The organism is Streptococcus oralis (assembly GCF_001579525.1).
Taxonomy (GTDB): domain Bacteria; phylum Bacillota; class Bacilli; order Lactobacillales; family Streptococcaceae; genus Streptococcus; species Streptococcus oralis_M.
In genome coordinates this window covers 445,642-467,972 of record NZ_KQ970788.1, presented here as the reverse complement: position 1 = coordinate 467,972, position 22,331 = coordinate 445,642, and the positions used below count along the sequence as shown (strand labels likewise).

The window sequence follows — 22,331 nt, the reverse complement described above, 5'->3', positions numbered from 1 at the left end:
CATGTCAAAATATAACTGGGATGAAAAGCATATCATCACCTTCCCTGAAGAAAAAGTGGCCCTCTCTACCAAGGATTTACATGTTTACTACGGTAAAAATGAATCCATCAAGGGCATTGATATGCAATTTGAAAAAAATAAAATTACAGCCTTGATTGGTCCTTCTGGATCTGGGAAATCTACTTATCTTCGCAGTCTCAATCGGATGAATGATACCATTGATATTGCCAAGGTCACAGGTCAAATCCTCTACCGAGGGATTGACGTCAACCGTCCAGAAATCAATGTCTATGAGATGCGCAAGCATATCGGAATGGTCTTCCAACGTCCAAATCCATTTGCCAAGTCTATTTACCGCAACATCACTTTTGCTCATGAACGTGCAGGTGTTAAGGATAAGAAAGTACTTGATGAAATTGTAGAAACCTCTCTAAGACAGGCTGCCCTTTGGGATCAGGTCAAAGACGACCTCCACAAATCAGCCTTGATGCTTTCTGGTGGTCAGCAACAACGTCTCTGTATCGCTCGCGCCATCTCTGTTAAGCCAGATATCCTCTTGATGGATGAACCAGCGTCAGCCTTGGATCCGATTGCGACAGCCCAACTGGAAGAAACCATGTTGGAATTGAAGAAGGACTTTACCATCATCATCGTTACCCACAGTATGCAGCAGGCTGCGCGTGCAAGTGACTACACAGGATTTTTCTACTTGGGTGATTTGATTGAGTATGATAAGACATCCAATATTTTCCAAAATGCTAAGTTACAGTCAACCAATGACTATGTAACGGGACACTTTGGTTAGAAAGGAAACGGTATGTCAGAAGCGATTTTACAGGTGTCAGACCTGTCCGTTTATTATAATAAAAAGAAGGCCTTGAATAGTGTTTCCCTTTCTTTCCAACCTAAGGAAATAACAGCCTTGATTGGTCCTTCTGGATCAGGAAAGTCCACCCTGCTCAAAGCTATCAACCGCATGGGCGATCTAAATCCTGAGGTGACAACAACTGGCTCAGTAGTCTATAATGGTCACAATATCTACAGCCCCCGTACCGATACGGTTGAATTGCGTAAGGAAATTGGTATGGTCTTTCAACAGCCCAATCCCTTCCCTATGTCTATCTACGAAAATGTTGTCTATGGGCTGCGTATCAATGGGGTTAAGGATAAACATGTTTTGGATGAAGCAGTAGAAAAGGCCTTGCAACGTGCTTCTATCTGGGATGAAGTAAAGGATCGTTTGCATGATTCGGCCATTGGTCTCTCTGGTGGACAACAACAACGTGTTTGTGTTGCTCGTGTCTTAGCAACCAGTCCGAAAATTATCCTCTTAGATGAACCAACTTCAGCTTTGGATCCTATTTCTGCAGGTAAGATTGAGGAAACCTTGTATGGTCTGAAAGATAAATACACCATGCTCTTGGTGACGCGTTCGATGCAACAAGCCTCACGTATCTCTGATAAAACAGGATTTTTCCTAGATGGGGATTTGATCGAGTTTAATGATACGAAGAAGATGTTCCTAGACCCACAAAACAAGGAAACAGAAGATTATATTACAGGAAAATTTGGATAAGGAGTTGAATGATGTTACGATCTCAATTTGAAGAAGATTTGGAGAAATTGCACAACCAGTTCTATGCTATGGGACAAGAAGTGCTCTCGCAGATCAATCGTACAGTGCGTGCCTTTGTTACGCATGACCGTGATTTGGCAAAAGAAGTCATCGAAGACGATGCAGAAGTAAATGAATATGAAGTGAAGTTGGAAAAGAAATCATTTGAAATGATTGCCCTCCAACAACCTGTTTCGCAAGACCTTCGTACCGTCTTGACCGTTCTCAAGGCAGTGTCAGACGTGGAACGCATGGGAGATCATGCAGTGTCTATCGCTGAGGCGACTATTCGTATGAAGGGGGAGCAACGTATCCCTTCTGTTGAAGAAGAAATCAAAAAGATGGGACGCGACGTGAAAAACTTCGTCGAAGCAGCCCTAGATCTCTATCTCAACGGTTCTGTGGATCAAGCCTACGAAGTAGCGGCTATGGATGAAAAAATCAACCATTACTTTGATAGCATCCGAGATTTGGCTACAGAAGAAATTAGGAAAAATCCTGAAGCTATCGTTACAGGCCGTGATTACTTCCAGGTCATTTCTTTCTTGGAACGTATCGGAGACTACGCAAAAAATATCTGTGAATGGGTTGTTTACTTTGAAACAGGTAAGATTGTCGAACTATAAGAAACGGTTTAAATATACAGAAGAAAAGGCTGATTAAAATAAATCAGTCTTCTTTTTTATGAAAAGAATTGTTTTACAATCAAAATCTCTAAAAGGGTTGACAACTATTTTTAAAAGAGTTATAATTATTCAGAATTAACAGAAAGGTCGTTTATTTATGAAATATAAGAAATGGATATTAGTTGTGTGTAGTATGCTTGCCAGTGTGGTTTTAGTAGCTTGTCAGTCAGGTACTGATAGTTCCCATTCTGCTGTGGACGCTATCAAACAAAAAGGGAAGCTAGTTGTGGCGACCAGCCCAGACTATGCACCATTTGAATTCCAAGCCTTGGTAGAGGGTAAAAACCAAGTGGTTGGTGCAGATATTGATATGGCTCAAGCGATTGCAGATGAGCTTGGGGTTAAACTTGAAATCTCTAGCATGAGTTTTGACAATGTCTTGACCAGTCTTCAAACTGGAAAGGCTGACTTGGCTATTGCAGGAATTAGTGCAACAGATGAGAGAAAGGAAGTCTTTGACTTTTCAATCCCTTACTATGAAAACAAAATGAGCTTCTTGGTTAGAAAAGCTGATTTAGATAAATACAAGGACCTAACAAGCCTCGCAAGTGCCAATATCGCAGCTCAAAAGGGAACTGTGCCAGAAACCATGGTCAAGGAACAATTGCCAAATGCCCAGTTGACATCCTTGACCAATATGGGAGAAGCAGTCAATGAATTGCAGGCTGGAAAAGTGGATGCTGTTCATATGGATGAACCAGTGGCTCTTAGTTACGCTGGTAAAAACTCCGACCTTGTCGTTGCGACAGCTACTTTGACGATGAAAGATGGCGAAGCCAATGCCGTTGCCATCAAGAAGAATCAATCAGACTTGAAAGCAGTAGTCGATAAGGTTATCCAAAAACTGAAAGATGACGGAACCTATCAAACCTATCTAGAAAAAGCAGCGAAACTAACAGAAGTTGAACAATAAGAAAAAGCAGAGTTGGACTTTAATCCAATTCTGCTTTTATGTATTCTAATAGCTCTTCTAGATTTTCAAGAGTGACTTTGGCGAACTGATAAGGACAGGCATCCAAATAAGCCTTCTCAAAAAAGTCTAGTTTGAGTGAGCTGTGTTTCAGACTGGCAATTTTAGGATAGTTTCTCAAATCAAGGAGAAGGCCATCGTGTAGAGGATAGTGGGGCAAGGGACAGGTGTTTTCTTCAAGCACTTTCTTTATCTGAGCCTGATAGTTCTCTTGAAGGCTAAGGCGGGCCAGTCGATTTTTTTCAAATAACTGGCTATCGATATAAAGAGAAAGAGCCTTTTGCATGATGAGATTGCTGTCATAGTCCAGGATATTTTTGTAGGAAACAAAGGCCTCTTTTAGAGCATTTGGGAGAATGAGGGCGGTAATACGAAGGGCTGGAAAGAGACTGGTTGAGAAGGACTTGATATAAATGACCCGATCCTCAGTATCCAGATAGTGGAAGGTTTGTCCCTTTTTAGAGTCTAAGTCACCTAGATAATCATCCTCAACGATATATACACCATACTGGTTTGCTAGATCCAGAATGACCCTTTTTTCCTGATCAGAGTAGGAATGACCTAGGGGATAGTGGAAGCGAGGAATGGTATAGAAAAACTTGATTTTCCCAGATTCGAATTGTTTTTCCAGTTCTTCAAGGTCAATGCCATCAATACGGCGTTCAATGGTCTGGTAGGCTAATCCTTGAGCGACCAAGAGGCGGTTCATTCGGTGATAGGTCGGCTGTTCGACCAAAATCTCAGCTCCCTCGCTCGGAAAGTTAATCTGAGAAAGGATAAAGAGAGCTTGCTGGGTGCCAGATGTTAGAACCAGTTGGTCGGGTTTACAGTAGAGGGCTTGGTCAAAGAGGAGTTGATGGACAGATTGTCTGAGTTCCTCAAGGCCTTCTTGGTTGTCATAGTAGTTGAAGAGATAGTTTTCTCGGCCTATCAGGGTTTCGTTGACGCAGAGTCGGAAGTCGTCATAGGCACTGGCATGTTCGTCAGTGACTTCGATTTCCAAGTCTTGGTGCTGTCCTTGTTCTAGAACATAGTAGCCACTTTGGGGTTTGGCATAGAGGTATTGTTCATGGCGTAATTCCAGCAGGGCTCGTTGGATAGTGTCCTTGCTACAGTGGAAGTCTTGACTCAGTTGACGGATAGAGGGAAGTCGGCTACCTGTTGGAAATTTTCCTGATTCGATACCTTTTTTGAGAAAGGAAACGACTGCTTGGTATTTACTTTCTTTCTTCATTCCAGACCTCCGTTGATTTTGTTACATTGTACCTTTTTTTTGCCTACTTGGCAATGGGAAAAGCATTCCCCCTTTCACAACTAGGAGCAAATATGGTATACTTAGAAAGTATGATGATTCATTGAACAGAAGATAAGAAAGAGAATGGATAGAAAAGTGCAGGAACCGGTTAAATTATTTCAATACAATACTCTAGGTGCCCTAATGGCAGGTCTCTATGGTGGAACCATGACAGTAGGAGAATTGCTGGAACATGGTGACCTCGGCTTGGGAACATTGGATTCGATTGATGGGGAGTTGATTGTCCTTGATGGCAAGGCTTATCAAGCCAAGGGATCTGGTCAAACGCCTGAAATCGTTGAGGTGGCAGCGGATGCTCTTATTCCCTATGCGGCAGTGGTTCCTCATCAGGCAGAAGTGATTTTTCGTCAGCGCTTTGAGATGACAGACAAGGAATTGGAAAAACGAATTGAGTCCTACTATGATGGGGAAAATCTCTTTCGTTCCATCAAGATTCATGGCGAATTTTCACAAATGCATGTGCGGATGATCCCCAAGTCAACAACAGACACCAAGTTTGCTGAGGTTGCCACCCACCAACCTGAATATAGCCGTGAAAATGTATCGGGAACTATTGTTGGATTTTGGACACCGGAAATTTTCCATGGGGTGAGTGTTGCAGGCTACCATTTGCATTTTATCTCAGATGACTTGACCTTTGGTGGGCATGTGATGGACTTTGTTATCAAAGAAGGAATGATCGAGGTTGGGGCAGTCGACCAGTTGGATCAACGTTTTCCAGTCCAAGATCGCCAGTATTTATTTGCCAAATTTAACGTTGACGAGATGAAGAAAGATATTGATAAGTCAGAATAGGAGAAAAAGATGACAGTACATATTATCCTCACCATGATCGCTTTGGTTCTCATTCTAGTAAGTGGAACTTGGTATGCCAAAAAACGGTTTAAAATCTCTCTTGCAGTGATGGGCTTGGGGGCAATCGCATTTTTTGTTTCTTCTCAAGTGTTAGAGAAGATGGTTCACCTTCTGATACTCCATCCGCAAAAAGATGGAACCATTCCGCTCATGCAGGAGCAGCCTTTCTTATACGTCCTTTATGGAATCGCCATGGCTGCCCTCTTTGAGGAAACAGCTCGTCTTGCCTTTTTTAAATGGTTGGAGAAAAAGAGAAGTGTAGAAGAGAAAGACGCTTTGGCTTATGGCTTGGGACATGGGGGTTTGGAGATGCTCTATCTCGGAATGGGGAGCTTGATCAGTTTGTTGATTCTCTTTTCGCTCATCCAGTCTTCAAATACTGATGTAGCCAATCTCCTTCCAAAGTCTACACTCGAAACGGTCCAGTCTCTATCGGTTTGGCAGGTTTATTTACTAGGAGTTGAGCGTGTGCTTGCTCTGATTCTGCAAATTGGTCTCTCTATCTGGGTCTATCAAAGTGTTCGTCAAAAGAAATGGATCTACCTCCTTGCTGCCTATGGTTTGCATGCCTTGTTTGACTTGGCTCCAGCCTTATCTCAGGTAGGCTGGATTGCAAATCCGCTTCTAGTTGAGTTCATTCTTTTCGTAGAACTTCTAGTCTTTGTCTGGCTAACAAAATCTACATTTTGGAAAAAATCATCATAAAAAGAGGTTCACCTCTTTTTTTATGTAAAGATAAAACAAGCTCTTTTTATGGTCGTCAAATGTCTCTAAAAATGGTATAATGGAATGAATTTTGAAAAAGGAAGAGTGACATGTCAGTAAAAGAAAAAATGCTTGAAATCCTAGAAGGAATCGATATTCGTTTTAAGGAACCCTTGAAGACCTATACCTATACCAAGGTTGGAGGTCGAGCGGATTATCTAGTTTTGCCACGCAATCGCTATGAGATGGCCCGTGTCGTCCAATTTGCCAATCAAGAGAATATTCCCTGGATGGTGCTTGGGAATGCCAGCAATATCATCGTTCGTGAAGGTGGAATCCGTGGTTTTGTCATCTTGTGCGATAAGCTTAATAACGTTTCGGTTGATGGCTATACCATCGAAGCAGAAGCAGGAGCCAACTTGATCGAAACGACACGTATTGCCCTTCGTCATAGTTTGACTGGTTTTGAGTTTGCTTGTGGGATTCCTGGAAGCATCGGCGGAGCTGTCTTTATGAATGCGGGTGCTTATGGAGGAGAGATTGCTCACATCTTGCAGTCTTGTCAAATTTTGACCAAGGAAGGGGAAATCGAGACCTTGTCAGTCAAGGACTTGGCTTTTGGTTACCGCCATTCAGCTATTCAGGATTCTGGGGCCATTGTCTTGTCAGCTAAATTTGCCCTAGCCCCAGGAAATCATCAAGTTATCAAGCAAGAGATGGATCGCTTGACGCACCTACGTGAACTCAAACAACCATTAGAATACCCATCTTGTGGTTCAGTCTTTAAGCGTCCAGTCGGGCATTTTGCAGGACAATTGATTTCAGAAGCTGGTTTGAAGGGCTACCGTATCGGTGGTGTCGAAGTCTCAGAAAAACATGCAGGCTTTATGATTAATGTAGCCGATGGGACTGCAAGAGATTATGAAGACTTAATTGAGTCTGTCATTGAAAAAGTTAAAGAACATTCAGGTGTTACCTTAGAGCGAGAAGTTCGTATCTTGGGTGAACACGAATAACATTATTTTTACATAGCATTCAAAGATTGGGATTTTATCGCTAAATGAGGTTTAGGTCAATTTATTTCCTACGCTTGTGTCTAGCATTCTAACAAGGTCCCAATCTGTTAATTTACGAAGAAGAAGGAATTTAGAGGAATTGAAAAAACCAATCATTGAATTCAAAAACGTCTCTAAAGTTTTTGAAGACAGCAACACCAAGGTTCTCAAAGACATTAACTTTGAGTTGGAAGAAGGGAAGTTCTACACTCTTTTAGGCGCATCTGGTTCAGGAAAATCAACCATCCTAAACATCATTGCAGGTTTACTGGATGCGACGACAGGGGATATTTTACTGGATGGGGTGCGGATCAATGATATCCCAACCAATAAACGTGATGTTCATACCGTCTTTCAATCCTATGCCTTGTTTCCACATATGAATGTGTTTGAAAATGTTGCCTTTCCCCTCCGCTTGCGTAAAATCGACAAGAAAGAAATCGAACAACGCGTAGCAGAAGTTCTCAAGATGGTTCAGTTGGAAGGTTATGAAAAACGTTCCATCCGTAAACTCTCTGGAGGACAACGTCAGCGTGTAGCCATTGCCCGTGCCATCATCAACCAACCCCGTGTGGTCTTGTTGGATGAACCTTTGTCAGCGCTGGACTTGAAATTGCGAACAGACATGCAGTACGAACTGCGTGAACTGCAACAACGATTGGGAATCACCTTTGTCTTTGTCACTCACGATCAGGAAGAAGCTCTCGCCATGAGTGACTGGATTTTCGTTATGAACGATGGCGAGATTGTTCAATCTGGAACACCTGTTGATATCTACGATGAGCCAATCAACCATTTTGTTGCGACCTTTATCGGTGAGTCAAATATCTTGCCAGGAACCATGATTGAGGACTACTTGGTCGAGTTTAACGGCAAACGCTTTGAAGCGGTCGATGGTGGGATGAAGCCAAATGAGCCTGTTGAGGTTGTCATTCGTCCAGAGGATTTGCGCATTACCCTTCCTGAAGAAGGCAAGCTCCAAGTTAAAGTTGATACCCAGCTTTTTCGTGGGGTTCACTACGAGATTATCGCCTATGACGAACTCGGTAATGAATGGATGATCCACTCAACTCGTAAGGCCATTGTGGGTGAGGAAATCGGTCTGGACTTTGAACCAGAAGATATCCACATTATGCGTCTCAACGAAACCGAAGAAGAGTTCGATGCTCGTATTGAAGAATACGTAGAAATCGAAGAGCAAGAAGCAGGTCTGATTAACGCGATCGAGGAGGAAAGAGATGAAGAAAACAACCTCTAAACTCTTTGTAGTGCCCTACATGCTTTGGATTGCCCTCTTTGTCCTCGCACCCTTGGTCTTGATTTTCGGACAATCCTTTTTCAACATTGAAGGGCAGTTTAGTTTAGAAAACTATAAATCTTACTTTGCGTCACAAAACTTGACCTACCTTAAAATGAGCTTCAACTCTGTGCTCTATGCGGGGATTGTGACCATAGTAACGCTTTTCATCAGCTATCCGACAGCCCTCTTTTTGACTCGTCTCAAGCACCGTCAACTCTGGCTCATGCTGATTATCCTGCCGACATGGATTAATTTGCTCCTTAAGGCTTATGCCTTTATCGGTATTTTTGGTCAGAATGGCTCCATTAACCAATTCTTGGAATTTATCGGAATCGGTTCACAGCAGTTGCTCTTTACTGATTTCTCCTTTATTTTTGTCGCAAGCTATATCGAGCTTCCCTTTATGATTTTGCCTATCTTCAATGTTTTGGACGATATGGACAACAATCTCATCAATGCCAGCTACGACCTCGGTGCGACCAAGTGGGAAACCTTCCGCCACGTCATCTTCCCTCTGTCTATGAATGGGGTGAGAAGTGGAGTACAGTCCGTCTTTATCCCCAGCTTGAGCCTCTTCATGCTGACACGTTTAATTGGTGGGAACCGTGTTATCACCTTGGGGACAGCCATTGAGCAGAACTTCCTGACAAATGACAACTACGGTATGGGTTCAACCATCGGTGTGATTCTTATCCTGACCATGTTTCTCACCATGTGGGTGACCAAGGAAAGGAGAGAACGATGAAAAAATTTGCCAATCTCTACCTAGCCTTTGTTTTTATCATCCTTTATTTACCAATTTTTTACTTGATTGGCTATGCCTTTAATGCTGGCGATGATATGAACAGCTTTACTGGTTTTAGTTTGAGTCATTTTCAAACCATGTTTGGTGATGGTCGTCTCATGTTGATCCTCACTCAAACCTTTTTCTTGGCCTTTCTATCAGCCTTAATTGCGACAGTTATCGGGACTTTCGGTGCCATCTATATCTATCAGTCTCGTAAGAAATACCAAGAAGCCTTTCTATCTCTTAATAATATTTTGATGGTTGCGCCTGACGTTATGATTGGTGCCAGCTTCTTGATTCTCTTTACCCAGCTTAAGTTTTCACTTGGATTTTTGACGGTTCTATCTAGTCACGTGGCCTTTTCCATCCCTATTGTGGTCTTGATGGTCTTACCTCGTCTCAAGGAAATGAATGATGATATGATTCACGCGGCTTATGACCTAGGTGCCAGCCAGTTTCAGATGTTTAAAGAAATCATGCTCCCTTATCTGACACCGTCTATCATTGCAGGTTATTTCATGGCCTTCACCTATTCGCTGGATGACTTTGCCGTGACCTTCTTTGTAACGGGAAATGGCTTTTCAACCCTGTCAGTCGAGATTTACTCTCGTGCTCGTAAGGGGATTTCGCTAGAAATCAATGCCCTCTCTGCCCTTGTCTTTCTCTTTAGTATTATCCTGGTTGTTGGCTATTACTTTATCTCACGTGAGAAGGAGGAGCAAGCATGAAAAAACTCTATTCATTTTTAGCGGGAATTGTAGCGATTATCCTTGTCTTGTGGGGGATTGCGTCTCATCTAGATAGTAAAATCAACAGTCGAGATAGCCAAAAACTGGTTATCTACAACTGGGGAGACTACATTGATCCAGAACTTTTGGAGAAATTCACAGAAGAAACAGGGATCCAAGTCCAGTACGAGACCTTTGACTCTAACGAAGCCATGTATACCAAGATCAAGCAGGGTGGAACAACCTATGATATTGCCATCCCAAGTGAGTACATGATTAACAAGATGAAGGACGAAGACCTTTTAGTTCCACTGGATTATAGTAAAATTGAGGGAATTGAGAATATTGGTCCAGAATTTCTTAATCAGTCTTTTGACCCAAATAACCAGTACTCTATCCCATATTTCTGGGGTACCTTGGGAATCGTCTACAATGAAACCATGGTAGAAGAAGCACCTGAGCATTGGGATGACCTCTGGAAGCCAGAATATAAGAATTCTATCATGCTCTTTGATGGGGCGCGTGAGGTGCTGGGACTCGGGCTTAACTCACTCGGTTACAGTCTCAACTCCAAGGATCCTCAGCAGCTGGAAGAGACGGTGGATAAGCTCTACAAACTGACTCCAAATATCAAGGCCATTGTGGCGGACGAGATGAAGGGTTACATGATTCAGAACAATGCGGCTATCGGTGTGACCTTCTCAGGGGAAGCCAGCCAGATGTTGGAGAAAAATCCTAACCTCAAATATGTTGTTCCGACTGAGGCCAGCAATCTCTGGTTTGATAACATGGTCATTCCAAAAACTGTGAAAAACCAAGATGCAGCCTACGCCTTTATCAACTTTATGTTGAAACCCGACAATGCTCTGAAAAATGCGGAGTATGTCGGCTATGCAACACCAAATAACACAGCCAAGGAACTGCTCCCAGAGGAGACCAAAGAAGACAAGTCCTTCTATCCAGACGCTGATACCATGAAACACCTAGAAGTTTATGAGAAGTTTGACCATAAATGGACAGGAAAATATAGTGACCTCTTCCTACAGTTTAAAATGTATCGGAAATAGGAGATATGCTTTCTTGTCAGCTTTTCCAGTTGACGCAGAACCCAAAAAACGATATAATAAGAAAGTTGAGAATTGATTTTCAGTTATCTTAGTTCAGAGAAATGGCGGTGCTGCGAGCCATCTAAGGTAGAAAATCATGCTACTCAATCACACAATTGCATAAGAACAAGAGAATGACAAGTTCATTGAATGAAGGTGGTACCGCGGTTTTTCGCCCTTCGTGATATGGACTTGTCTTTTGCTTTTTGGAGGTGTATATGAGAACATTTCTAGTCAAACAAAAATTTCGTCTTGGAGGCGAACGCTTCGATATTAAAGATGATAGAGGAGTAGTAAATTATCAGGTAGAGGGCTCTTTCTTCCAAATTCCTAAGACCTTTACCATCTATGACGCCTATGGTGAGCAAGTAAGTGAGATTAGTAAAGAATTTTTCACCTTGCTTCCTCGCTTTACTATCCAGTTACGAAACGGTTCCAATTTCGTCATTCGTAAGAAGTTGACCTTCTTTCGAGATAAGTATGAGTTTGATGATCTAGGGCTTCGTATCGAGGGCAATATCTGGGATTTGAATTTCAAATTGCTGGATGACCGCGACCAAGTGATTGCCGAAATTCGGAAAGAGATTTTCCATTTGACCTCAACTTACACCGTAACCGTCTATGAAGACTCTTATGCAGACCTAGTCATTTCCCTCTGTGTCGCGATTGACTATGTGGAGATGCTGGAAAGCCAATCAAATTAAACAAGTAATAAGGAGATATTATGAAACAACTATCTAGTGCTCAAGTTCGCCAAATGTGGCTTGATTTCTGGGCAAGCAAAGGTCACTCTGTAGAACCATCAGTCAGCTTGGTTCCTGTAAATGACCCAACTCTTTTGTGGATTAACTCTGGGGTAGCAACTCTTAAGAAATACTTTGACGGAACCATCATCCCTGAAAATCCGCGTATTACCAATGCGCAAAAAGCCATCCGTACTAATGACATCGAAAACGTAGGGAAGACTGCGCGTCACCATACCATGTTTGAAATGTTGGGCAACTTCTCTATCGGGGATTACTTCCGTGACGAGGCTATCACTTGGGCTTATGAACTTTTGACAAGTCCTGAATGGTTTGATTTCCCAGCTGAAAAACTCTACATGACCTACTATCCAGACGATAAGGATTCTTATAACCGCTGGATTGAAGTAGGAGTGGACCCAAGCCACTTGATCCCAATCGAAGACAACTTCTGGGAAATCGGTGCTGGACCTTCTGGACCTGATACAGAAATCTTCTTTGACCGTGGAGAAGCATTTGACCCAGAAAATATTGGTCTTCGTCTGCTTGCAGAAGATATCGAAAACGACCGTTACATCGAAATCTGGAATATCGTTTTGTCACAATTTAACGCTGATCCTGCTGTTCCTCGTAGCGAATACAAAGAATTGCCACACAAGAACATTGATACGGGCGCTGGTTTGGAGCGTTTGGTGGCTGTTATCCAAGGGGCTAAGACAAACTTTGAAACGGACCTCTTCATGCCGATTATCCGTGAAGTTGAGAAATTGTCAGGTAAGGTCTACGACCAAGATGGCGATAACATGAGCTTTAAGGTCATTGCGGACCATATTCGTTCTCTTTCATTTGCCATCGGTGATGGTGCCCTTCCAGGAAATGAAGGCCGTGGTTATGTCCTTCGCCGCCTTCTCCGTCGTGCTTCTATGCATGGTCAAAAATTGGGAATCAACGAGCCTTTCCTTTACAAACTCGTTCCAACTGTTGGAAAAATCATGGAAAGCTACTACCCAGAAGTGCTTGAAAAACGTGACTTTATCGAAAAAATTGTTAAGAGCGAAGAAGAGTCATTTGCTCGTACCCTTCACTCAGGTCAACACTTTGCGGAAACCATTGTATCTGACTTGAAAGCGAGAGGACAAAGCGTTATCGCTGGTTCAGATGTCTTCAAACTCTACGATACATATGGATTCCCAGTTGAATTGACAGAAGAAATCGCTGAAGAAGCCGGTATGACTGTAGATCGTGAAGGTTTTGAAGTAGCCATGAAAGAGCAGCAAGAGCGTGCGCGTGCGTCAGCTGTCAAGGGTGGCTCAATGGGTATGCAAAATGAAACCCTACAAAACATCACAGTGGAGAGCGTCTTTAACTACAATGCTAGTCAATTGCCTTCTAAGTTGGTGGCTATCGTAGCGGACAATGCAGAAGTAGAATCTGTATCTGAAGGAACTGCCTCTCTCATCTTTGCTGAAACACCATTCTACGCGGAAATGGGTGGACAAGTAGCTGACCACGGTCAAATCTTGGATGCTACTGGAAACATCGTGGCTACAGTGACAGATGTTCAAAAAGCACCAAATGGCCAGCCACTACATACGGTTGAAGTCCATTCTCCACTTAATTTGAATGCAGAATACACCTTGGCAATTGATACCAATCGTCGTCACCGTGTCATGAAAAACCACACAGCAACTCACTTGCTCCATGCGGCTCTTCACAATATCCTTGGTAGCCACGCAACTCAAGCAGGTTCACTTAATGAGGTAGAATTTCTCCGCTTTGACTTTACTCACTTCCAAGCAGTGACTGCTGAGGAATTGCGTGCCATTGAACAGCAAGTCAACGAAAAAATCTGGGAAGCAATTGCAGTTAAGACTGTTGAGACAGATATTGACACTGCTAAAGAAATGGGAGCTATGGCCCTCTTTGGTGAGAAGTATGGCAAGGAAGTCCGTGTAGTGACTATCGGTGACTACTCTGTGGAACTCTGTGGTGGTACCCACGTTGGTAACACTTCTGAGATTGGTCTCTTCAAGATTGTCAAAGAAGAAGGAATCGGTTCAGGTACCCGCCGTATCTTGGCAGTGACTGGTAAGGAAGCCTTTGAAGCCTATCGCGAACAAGAAGACGCTTTGAAAGCCGTCGCAGCAACCTTGAAAGCACCTCAACTCAAGGAAGTTCCTCATAAGGTTGAAGGACTTCAAGAACAACTTCGTCAGCTTCAAAAAGAAAATGCAGAATTGAAAGAAAAAGCCGCAGCTGCAGCTGCAGCTGATGTCTTCAAGGATGTGAAGGAAGTCAACGGTCACCGTTACATTGCAAGCCAAGTTTCTGTATCCGACGCAGGTGCCCTTCGCACCTTTGCAGATAACTGGAAACAAAAAGACTACTCTGATGTGCTTGTTCTTGTCGCAGCTATCGGTGACAAAGTCAATGCTCTTGTAGCTAGCAAGACAAAGGATGTGCATGCAGGAAACCTTGTCAAAGAATTGGCTCCAATCGTTGATGGACGTGGTGGTGGTAAACCAGACATGGCCATGGCAGGAGGAAGCAACCAAGCGAAAATCCAAGAACTCTTGGATGCAGTAGCAGGTAAATTATAAGACAATAAAGATCTATCCATTTGGGTAGGTCTTTTTGCGCATACAAAAAAGCCAAATCCGGTTGGATTTGACTTATAACTGATAGGTTTATTTTGTTGCCCAGACACTGACTGAACCCGCCGCTACTGGGAATTCTCCATAACCGTCAGCATTGATTGTAACTTGTGCTGGATGGTTTTCAAGGAGGTCAACAAAGGTTTGGCCAGCCCATTCTTGGCCAATAAACATATATTTGCTGTTTTCTTGGTCATTTGAGATAAGGACAGCGATTGGGGATTGATGTTCAGCGCCTGAACGGACCCATCCAATACAGTTAGCATCGTCAAAGTAGTCTGTTTGCTCTCCATAGGCTCTGTCTTTTCGGATGGCTAGGAGACGACCAAGAACTTCTCTGAAATCTTGTTGAGCAAATTGCCCTGAGATACCGTAATAGTCTCCGTAAAAGACACATGGAAGCCCATCTTGGCGTAATAGAATAAGGGCATAGGCTGCTGGCTTGAACCATTCTTCAACAGTCGATTCGAGGGCTTGACCTCTTTGGGTATCGTGGTTGTCAACGAAAGTGACAGCCTTGTCAGGCTTTAGTTCAACCAAGCTATCTGTGAAAATGCCACGAAGGTCGTAGCTTGCTCCAGCCTGACTAGCTTCAAAGAGATTCTGGTGGAGACGAACATCAACAAGGTCAAAGCGTTCTTCTGTTTTCTCGAGATAGTCTAGATTGGCTTCCTTGTCAGGGTTCCAAAATTCCCCAAAAACATAGAAATCTTCTCCGTATTTTTCCTTCATATCACGGATGAAATTGCCCATAAAGAAGGAGTCAATGTGCTTAACGGCATCCAAACGGAAACCAGCTACACCAGTCGTTTCCATGAACCAGTCAGCCCAGTCATAGAGATTTTGGATGACTTCAGGATGCTTAAAGTCTAGGTCAGCATACATGAGGTAGTCGTAGTTACCGTTTTCGTTATCGACCAATTCCTCGTTGGCCCAACCTTTATTGTCTCCCTGGATCAGGTAAATGCCAGACTTACGGCGCTTGGCATCGTAGTCTGTACCTGTGAAGTGGTACCAGTGCCAGTGGAAGTCATTGTAGGTGTCTTGGCGGCCATCGAAAGTAAAGTGAGTCCAACCATTGATAGTAAAGGGCTCGCTTAGTTGAAGGGTACGATCCTCAGGGTCCACTTCAATAACCTGAAAGGCTTCCATATGATCGGCAGCAGCCTTGTGATTGAGCACCACATCGGCCATAGGTTGAATTCCCTGTGCCTTTAGGGTTTGAATGGCTTGAAGATAGTCTTCTTTAAACCCATACTTGGTACGGACAGTCCCTTTTTGATGAAATTCGCCTAGGTCAAAAAGATCGTAAACACCATAGCCGACATCTTTTTCGTTGGTTGCCTTGAAGGCAGGTGGCATCCAGACATGGCTGATACCAAGGTTTGCTAGGTGCTCTGCGTCATTTGTTAGTCGAGCCCAGTGTTGGCCGTCGTGTGGCAGATACCATTCAAAGTATTGCATAAGTGTCTGATTTTGCATTGTTTTTCCTCTTGCTTATCAATGTTGTGTTTTATTCTACCATAAAGTTTAGAACTAGGCAAACGTTTGCGCAAGATTCTATACTCATTTCTGTTTTTGTCTATTTTTAGCGCGTGGAAACTCTCCTTCCATCACAAGGGAAAGGATATTTTGGTGAAAAAGTAAATGGCATATACTTATTTTAACAAAAATGACACTCAGTAAACTAAAGTACAACTGGTTAAACGGTTTCTTTTTTGAGAATTGTCACAAAATTTGCTATAATAGTAGCTATGAATAGAATTAGGGTCAGCAGACGTGTTGAAAAAAAGCTAGCTAAGGGTCTAGTTCTTTTGGAAGCAAGTGATTTAACAGATCTTGATCTGACAGATCAGGCAGTAGAAGTTCTTAGTCAAGACGGGAAGTTTTTAGGGAGTGCCTATCTTTCCCAGCAGAACAAGGGAATCGGCTGGTTGATCAGCAAGGAAAAGGTGCGTTTCAATCAAGACTTTTTTGAAATCCTGTTTCGTAAGGCCAAGGAAGCTAGAAAGCCTTATTATCAAGATGACTTGACTACTGCCTTTCGCCTTTTTAACCAAGAGGGGGATGGTTTTGGTGGTCTGACTGTTGATCTCTATGGAGATTATGCTGTTTTTTCTTGGTACAACTCCTTTGTTTACCAGATTCGTGAGCTGATCGTAAAGGCTTTTAAGGAAGTTTTTCCTGAGGTCTTGGGGGCTTATGAAAAGATTCGTTTTAAAGGTCTAGACTACGAGTCTGCCTATGTTTATGGTGAGGAAGCGCCAGATTACTTTACTGTTCTTGAGAATGGGGTACTCTATCAAGTCTTTATGAATGATGGCTTGATGACAGGGATTTTCCTAGACCAGCATGAGGTTCGTGGGAGTTTGGTTGACGGTCTAGCCATGGGAAAATCCTTGCTCAATATGTTTTCCTATACGGCTGCCTTTTCTGTTGCTGCAGCTATGGGAGGCGCTAGTGAGACGACTTCTGTCGACTTGGCCAAACGGTCTAGAGAGCTATCAGAAGCCCATTTTCAGGCAAATGGACTCAGCATGGACAATCATCGTTTTATCGTCATGGATGTCTTTGAGTACTTCAAGTATGCCAAGCGAAAAGGCTTGACCTATGATATGATTGTTCTTGATCCACCAAGCTTTGCCCGCAATAAAAAACAAACATTCTCTGTAGCTAAGGACTATCACAAGTTGATTTCCCAGAGTCTAGAGATTTTAAATCCGGGAGGTATTATCATTGCCAGTACCAATGCTGCCAATGTTTCCCTCCAGAAATTTACAGAACAAATTGATAAAGGTTTTGCAGGAAGAAGGTATCAGGTCTTGAACCAATACGGACTTCCAGCAGACTTTGCCTATAATAAAAAAGATGAAAGCAGTAATTACCTCAAGGTGATTAGTATGAAGGTTAGTAGATGAAATTAATCGTTTCAGTAATGCCAAGAAGTTTGGAAGAAGCGCAAGAACTGGATGCCACTAGGTATGAAGATGCCGATATCATTGAGTGGCGTGCGGACTTTCTTACAAAGGACGCTATTTTACAGGTAGCACCCGCTATCTTTGAGAAATTTGCAGGACGCGAACTTGTCTTTACCCTTCGGACCCGCGCTGAGGGAGGAGAAATCGAACTTTCCTCAGAAGAGTATGTTCAAATCATTAAGGAAGTTACTCAGCTTTATCAGCCGGATTATGTAGATTTTGAGTATTTCAGCTACAAGGACGTTTTTGAGGAAATGTTGGATTTTCCAAATCTTGTTTTGAGTTACCATAATTTCCAGGAGACACCTGAAAACATGATGGAGATTTTGTCTGAGTTGACCAGTCTCTCTCCCAAAGTGGTCAAGGTATCAGTTATGGCCCATACGGAGCAGGATGTTTTAGATCTGATGAACTACACACGAGGATTTAAGACACTCAATCCTGAGCAAGAGTACGTGACCATTTCCATGGGGAAAATGGGCAAGGTATCACGCATTACTTCAGATGTGACGGGTTCAAGTTGGTCATTTGCTAGTCTGGATGAAGCGAGTGCCCCAGGTCAGATTTCGCTATCAAACATGAAGAAAATCAGGGAGATTTTGGATGAAGCTTGATGGCTATACACGTTTAGCTGCAGTTGTTGCCAATCCCATCAAACACTCTATTTCACCCTTTATCCACAATAGGGCCTTTGAGGCGACAGCTATTAATGGTGCCTATGTAGCTTGGGAGATTGAAGCGGGTGATTTGGCAGAAACAGTCGCCAATATTCGACGTTACCAGATGTTTGGCATCAACCTGTCTATGCCTTACAAGGAGCAAGTGATTCCTTATCTGGATGAGTTGAGTGATGAGGCTCGTTTGATTGGGGCGGTCAACACAGTTGTTAATCAAGACGGAACGTTAATTGGATATAATACAGATGGCAAGGGATTCTTTAAGAGCTTGCCTTCTTTTACAATTACAGGTAAGAAGATGACACTGCTGGGGGCAGGTGGTGCAGCCAAGTCCATTTTGGCTCAGGCTATTTTGGATGGTGTCAGTCAGATTTCTGTTTTTGTTCGTTCAGTTTCCATGGAAAAAACAAGACCTTACCTAGATAAGTTACAGGAGCAGACAGGCTTTAAAGTGGACTTGTATGCTTTGGAGGATATTTCTGAACTGCAAGAAAAGATTGCCAAATCGGACCTGCTCGTCAATGCGACTAGTGTGGGAATGTATGGCAAATCATCCCCAGTTCCTGAAAGCATAGTCTTACCAGAAACTCTATTGGTGGCAGATATTATTTACCAACCCTTTGAGACCCCATTTTTGAAATGGGCTAGAAGTCAGGGCAATTCAGCTGTCAATGGTCTAGGAATGTTGCTCTATCAAGCTGCTGAAGCTTTTCAACTGTGGACAGGTAAAGAAATGCCGACAGACGAGATTTGGCAGTCCTTAACAGAAAAATATAAATAGTGAAAAGGAGACCCTACTATGAAAATCAGAATCGATATTCCGCATCATCCTTATGATATTCAGATTGAAAAAGGTTGTCTGGCTCAGGCTGGTCAATGGTTGCGAGAACTCTGGCAACCACAAAAGGTAGTCATTGTGACAGATAACCATGTAGCTTCTCTCTATGCAGAGAAGGTTAAACTAAGCTTAGAAGATGCTGGTTTTCAGGTAGCTGTTTTTGACTTTTTAGAAGGCGAAGAACGAAAAAATTTAACAACTGTTCAGAAGGTCTATGAATTTTTAGTCAAGCAAGGTCTGACTCGTAGCGATGGAATCGTGGCTCTAGGTGGTGGTGTCGTTGGGGACCTAGCTGGTTTCGTAGCCTCTACCTATATGCGAGGTATTCACTTTGTTCAGATTCCGACTAGTTTGACTGCTCAGGTTGATTCTTCTATTGGTGGAAAGACAGGTGTCAATACTCCTTTTGCTAAAAATATGGTGGGAACTTTTGCTCAACCAGATGGGGTTCTGATTGACCCGCTTGTCCTTGAAACACTCGGAAAAAGAGAGCTGATTGAAGGGATGGGAGAGGTTATCAAGTACGGCTTGATTGAGGATCCAGAACTGTGGGCTCTCTTGACGGAGCTAGATGGTTCTGTAGAGAGCATTTTGGAACATACGGAGACTTTGATTGAACATTCTTGTCAGGTTAAGCGCAAGATGGTGGTTGAGGATGAGTTGGATAATGGTGTCCGTCTTTACCTCAATTTTGGGCACACTATTGGTCATGCCATTGAAGCGACTGCAGGTTATGGCAAGGTTATGCATGGTGAGGCTGTGGCCATGGGCATGGTACAGATTTCCAAGGTTGCTGAGGAAAAAGGCCTCATGCCAGCTGGTATAACCCAGTCCATCACAGCTATGTGTCAGAAATTTGGTTTGCCTGTTGACTATGAAAACTGGGATGTTGATAAACTTTATCAAGCTTTGACTCATGATAAGAAAGCGCGTGGGAACACCTTGAAATTGGTCTTGGTACCAGAGCTTGGTTCAGCGGCCATTCACCCAGTTTCTCTGGAAGAGATGAAAGACTACTTGATAAAATAAGGAGAACGTATGAGATATTTAACTGCAGGAGAATCACACGGCCCCCGTCTGACAGCTATCATCGAGGGAATTCCAGCTGGACTTCCTTTGACAGCTGAGGATATTAATGGGGACCTTAAACGCCGTCAGGGTGGCTACGGTCGTGGTGGTCGTATGAAGATTGAGAGTGATCAGGTTGTCTTTACTTCTGGCGTTCGCCACGGGAAGACGACAGGGGCTCCCATTACCATGGATGTCATCAACAAAGACCATCAAAAATGGCTAGATATCATGTCCGCGGAGGATATTGAAGACCGCCTTAAAAGCAAGCGAAAAATCACTCATCCTCGTCCAGGTCACGCCGACTTGGTAGGGGGCATCAAGTACCGTTTTGACGATTTGCGAAATTCCTTGGAGCGGTCATCTGCTCGTGAAACCACCATGCGAGTGGCAGTCGGAGCAGTAGCTAAACGTCTCTTAGCTGAGCTGGATATGGAGATTGCTAACCACGTTGTGATCTTTGGTGGTAAGAAAATCGATGTTCCTGAAAATCTAACAGTCGCTGAGATTAAGCAAAGAGCTGCCCAGTCTGAAGTTTCTATTGTCAACCAAGAACGAGAACAAGAAATCAAGGATTATATTGACCAAATCAAACGTGACGGTGATACCATTGGTGGGGTTGTGGAGACAGTCGTCGGAGGTGTTCCAGTTGGCCTCGGTTCCTATGTCCAATGGGATAGAAAATTAGATGCGCGATTGGCCCAAGCAGTTGTTTCTATCAATGCCTTTAAAGGGGTGGAATTTGGTCTCGGCTTTGAAGCTGGTTACCGAAAAGGCAGCCAAGTTATGGATGAAATTCTCTGGTCTAAAGAAGACGGATATACTCGTCGTACCAATAATCTAGGTGGTTTCGAAGGTGGTATGACCAATGGACAACCAATTGTTGTTCGTGGTGTTATGAAACCCATTCCCACTCTTTATAAACCACTTATGAGTGTGGATATCGAGACTCACGAACCTTACAAGGCAACTGTGGAAAGAAGTGATCCGACCGCTCTTCCAGCAGCAGGTGTGGTCATGGAAGCCGTTGTAGCAACGGTTCTGGCGCAGGAAATCCTTGAAAAATTCTCATCAGATAATCTTGAAGAATTAAAAGAGGCAGTTGCCAAGCACCGAGACTATACAAAGAACTATTAAGGAGTCCTTATGGCAAAAAACATCTATATCGCAGGTCTCGGTTTGATTGGTACTTCGATGGCGCTCGGTATCAAGCGTGATCATCCGGATTATGAAATTTTGGGTTATAATCGCAGTCAGGCTTCGAGAGACATTGCCTTGGAGCGAGGAATGATAGACCGTGCGACGGATGATTTTGCCAGTTTAGCTCCCCTAGCAGATGTCATCATCCTGACCTTGCCAATCAAACAGACCATTGCTTTTATTAAGGAACTGGCAGATTTAGATTTGAAAGAAGGCGTCATTATCTCAGATGCAGGCTCAACCAAGTCAGCCATTGTGGAAGCAGCGGAGCAGTATTTAGCTGGCAAGCCTGTTCGCTTTGTCGGGGCCCATCCCATGGCTGGTAGCCACAAGACAGGGGCAGCTTCTGCGGATGTCAATCTCTTTGAAAATGCCTACTATATCTTCACACCTTCAAGCCTAACAGGTCCTGAAACACTTGAGGAAATGAAAGATCTTCTTTCAGGCCTTCACGCTCGTTTTATCGAGATTGATGCCAAGGAGCATGATCGGGTGACTTCTCAGATTAGCCATTTTCCTCATATTCTGGCCTCCAGTCTCATGGAGCAGACAGCAGTTTATGCTCAAGAACATGAGCTGGCAAGACGCTTTGCGGCGGGTGGATTTCGAGATATGACTCGGATTGCGGAAAGCGAGCCAGGTATGTGGACTTCCATTCTCTTATACAATCGCGAGACCATCCTAGAGCGGATTGAGGATTTCAAGGAGCGCCTAGATGAGGTTGGACAAGCCATCACCAAGGGAGATGAAGAGCAAATTTGGAACTTTTTCAATCAAGCACGTGAGCAACGGCAGACCATGGAAATCCATAAGCGTGGTGGTGTGGATAGCTCTTACGACCTCTATGTCGACGTTCCCGATGAAGAAGATGTCATCTTGCGGATTTTGGAATTGCTACGAGGAACTTCCTTGGTCAACATTCACATCAACGAAGAAAACCGTGAGGATATTCACGGGATTCTACAAATTTCCTTTAAAAATGCTCAAGACTTAGAACGAGCTGAGCGCTTAATTACAGAAAATACGGACTACACAGTCGTCATCAAATAAG

At 43.3% G+C, this 22,331-nt stretch carries 21 protein-coding genes; 19 read left to right on the top strand and 2 right to left on the bottom strand.

Features of this window, described 5'->3' with window-relative positions:
* Position 1: 1 nt before the first annotated feature.
* The 4 genes from pstB (SORDD25_RS02275) to SORDD25_RS02260 all read left to right on the top strand — a co-directional run bounded on the left by pstB (SORDD25_RS02275) (position 2) and on the right by SORDD25_RS02260 (position 3,214).
* Positions 2-805: a phosphate ABC transporter ATP-binding protein PstB gene (pstB, locus tag SORDD25_RS02275; protein WP_000049851.1), complete on the top strand. Its 804-nt coding sequence runs from the start codon at positions 2-4 to the stop codon at positions 803-805.
* Between the two features lie 12 nt (positions 806-817).
* On the top strand, positions 818-1,576 hold the full coding sequence (gene pstB, locus SORDD25_RS02270) for a phosphate ABC transporter ATP-binding protein PstB (RefSeq protein ID WP_001287327.1): 759 nt from the start codon (positions 818-820) through the stop codon (positions 1,574-1,576).
* Between the two features lie 11 nt (positions 1,577-1,587).
* Positions 1,588-2,241: a phosphate signaling complex protein PhoU gene (phoU, locus tag SORDD25_RS02265; protein ID WP_000946469.1), complete on the top strand. Its 654-nt coding sequence runs from the start codon at positions 1,588-1,590 to the stop codon at positions 2,239-2,241.
* A gap of 157 nt (positions 2,242-2,398) precedes the next feature.
* Positions 2,399-3,214: an ABC transporter substrate-binding protein gene (locus SORDD25_RS02260; protein ID WP_061852469.1), complete on the top strand. Its 816-nt coding sequence runs from the start codon at positions 2,399-2,401 to the stop codon at positions 3,212-3,214.
* A gap of 19 nt (positions 3,215-3,233) precedes the next feature.
* Here the strand turns inward: SORDD25_RS02260 and SORDD25_RS02255 are convergent, their stop codons facing one another.
* Positions 3,234-4,505, bottom strand: a complete 1,272-nt coding sequence (locus SORDD25_RS02255; RefSeq protein WP_061852468.1) for an aminotransferase-like domain-containing protein — start codon at positions 4,503-4,505, stop codon at positions 3,234-3,236.
* A gap of 144 nt (positions 4,506-4,649) precedes the next feature.
* Here SORDD25_RS02255 and budA point away from each other — a divergent pair, with 144 nt between their 5' ends.
* From budA to alaS, 9 genes are all read left to right on the top strand, one after another.
* Positions 4,650-5,381, top strand: coding sequence for an acetolactate decarboxylase (gene budA / locus SORDD25_RS02250; RefSeq protein WP_061852467.1), 732 nt, complete (start codon positions 4,650-4,652; stop codon positions 5,379-5,381).
* 9 nt (positions 5,382-5,390) lie between these two features.
* Entirely contained in the window at positions 5,391-6,146 is a 756-nt protein-coding gene (locus SORDD25_RS02245; protein WP_061852466.1) for a YhfC family intramembrane metalloprotease, read from the top strand.
* Between the two features lie 110 nt (positions 6,147-6,256).
* Positions 6,257-7,162, top strand: a complete 906-nt coding sequence (murB, locus tag SORDD25_RS02240) for a UDP-N-acetylmuramate dehydrogenase (protein ID WP_061852465.1) — start codon at positions 6,257-6,259, stop codon at positions 7,160-7,162.
* A 139-nt stretch (positions 7,163-7,301) separates the two neighbouring features.
* A complete protein-coding gene (locus SORDD25_RS02235; protein ID WP_000742901.1) occupies positions 7,302-8,459 on the top strand; it encodes an ABC transporter ATP-binding protein in 1,158 nt (385 codons plus the stop codon).
* Positions 8,440-9,246 carry an ABC transporter permease gene (locus SORDD25_RS02230; RefSeq protein ID WP_061852464.1) on the top strand — a complete coding sequence of 269 codons (807 nt, stop codon included), beginning with the start codon at positions 8,440-8,442 and terminating at the stop codon, positions 9,244-9,246. The genes SORDD25_RS02235 and SORDD25_RS02230 overlap by 20 nt, the downstream gene beginning before the upstream one ends.
* Positions 9,243-10,016, top strand: a complete 774-nt coding sequence (locus SORDD25_RS02225; protein ID WP_049485117.1) for an ABC transporter permease — start codon at positions 9,243-9,245, stop codon at positions 10,014-10,016. Before SORDD25_RS02230 ends, SORDD25_RS02225 begins: the two co-directional genes overlap by 4 nt.
* Positions 10,013-11,083: an ABC transporter substrate-binding protein gene (locus tag SORDD25_RS02220; protein WP_061852463.1), complete on the top strand. Its 1,071-nt coding sequence runs from the start codon at positions 10,013-10,015 to the stop codon at positions 11,081-11,083. The genes SORDD25_RS02225 and SORDD25_RS02220 overlap by 4 nt, the downstream gene beginning before the upstream one ends.
* 257 nt (positions 11,084-11,340) lie before the next feature.
* Positions 11,341-11,826 (top strand): LURP-one-related/scramblase family protein, encoded by a 486-nt coding sequence (locus tag SORDD25_RS02215; RefSeq protein WP_061852462.1) that lies wholly within the window; start codon positions 11,341-11,343, stop codon positions 11,824-11,826.
* Between the two features lie 20 nt (positions 11,827-11,846).
* Entirely contained in the window at positions 11,847-14,465 is a 2,619-nt protein-coding gene (alaS, locus tag SORDD25_RS02210; protein WP_061852461.1) for an alanine--tRNA ligase, read from the top strand.
* Positions 14,466-14,552: 87 nt separating this feature from the next.
* Here alaS and SORDD25_RS02205 read toward each other — a convergent pair whose 3' ends face one another.
* Positions 14,553-16,001, bottom strand: a complete 1,449-nt coding sequence (locus SORDD25_RS02205) for an alpha-amylase (RefSeq protein ID WP_061852460.1) — start codon at positions 15,999-16,001, stop codon at positions 14,553-14,555.
* Between the two features lie 272 nt (positions 16,002-16,273).
* Here SORDD25_RS02205 and SORDD25_RS02200 point away from each other — a divergent pair, with 272 nt between their 5' ends.
* Genes SORDD25_RS02200 through SORDD25_RS02175 form a run of 6 tightly spaced genes read left to right on the top strand, consistent with a single transcriptional unit; the run spans position 16,274 to position 22,330 of the window.
* On the top strand, positions 16,274-17,437 hold the full coding sequence (locus tag SORDD25_RS02200) for a class I SAM-dependent rRNA methyltransferase (RefSeq protein WP_061852459.1): 1,164 nt from the start codon (positions 16,274-16,276) through the stop codon (positions 17,435-17,437).
* Positions 17,434-18,111 (top strand): type I 3-dehydroquinate dehydratase, encoded by a 678-nt coding sequence (gene aroD, locus SORDD25_RS02195; protein ID WP_000767778.1) that lies wholly within the window; start codon positions 17,434-17,436, stop codon positions 18,109-18,111. The genes SORDD25_RS02200 and aroD overlap by 4 nt, the downstream gene beginning before the upstream one ends.
* Positions 18,101-18,955 (top strand): shikimate dehydrogenase, encoded by an 855-nt coding sequence (locus SORDD25_RS02190; RefSeq protein WP_061852458.1) that lies wholly within the window; start codon positions 18,101-18,103, stop codon positions 18,953-18,955. Before aroD ends, SORDD25_RS02190 begins: the two co-directional genes overlap by 11 nt.
* 18 nt (positions 18,956-18,973) lie before the next feature.
* Positions 18,974-20,041 carry a 3-dehydroquinate synthase gene (gene aroB / locus SORDD25_RS02185; RefSeq protein ID WP_061852457.1) on the top strand — a complete coding sequence of 356 codons (1,068 nt, stop codon included), beginning with the start codon at positions 18,974-18,976 and terminating at the stop codon, positions 20,039-20,041.
* Positions 20,042-20,050: 9 nt separating this feature from the next.
* The gene (aroC, locus tag SORDD25_RS02180) at positions 20,051-21,217 is read left to right on the top strand and encodes a chorismate synthase (RefSeq protein ID WP_061852456.1); all 1,167 of its coding nucleotides are present in this window, start codon (positions 20,051-20,053) and stop codon (positions 21,215-21,217) included.
* Positions 21,218-21,226: 9 nt separating this feature from the next.
* Positions 21,227-22,330 (top strand): prephenate dehydrogenase, encoded by a 1,104-nt coding sequence (locus tag SORDD25_RS02175; RefSeq protein WP_061852455.1) that lies wholly within the window; start codon positions 21,227-21,229, stop codon positions 22,328-22,330.
* Position 22,331 lies beyond the last annotated feature (1 nt).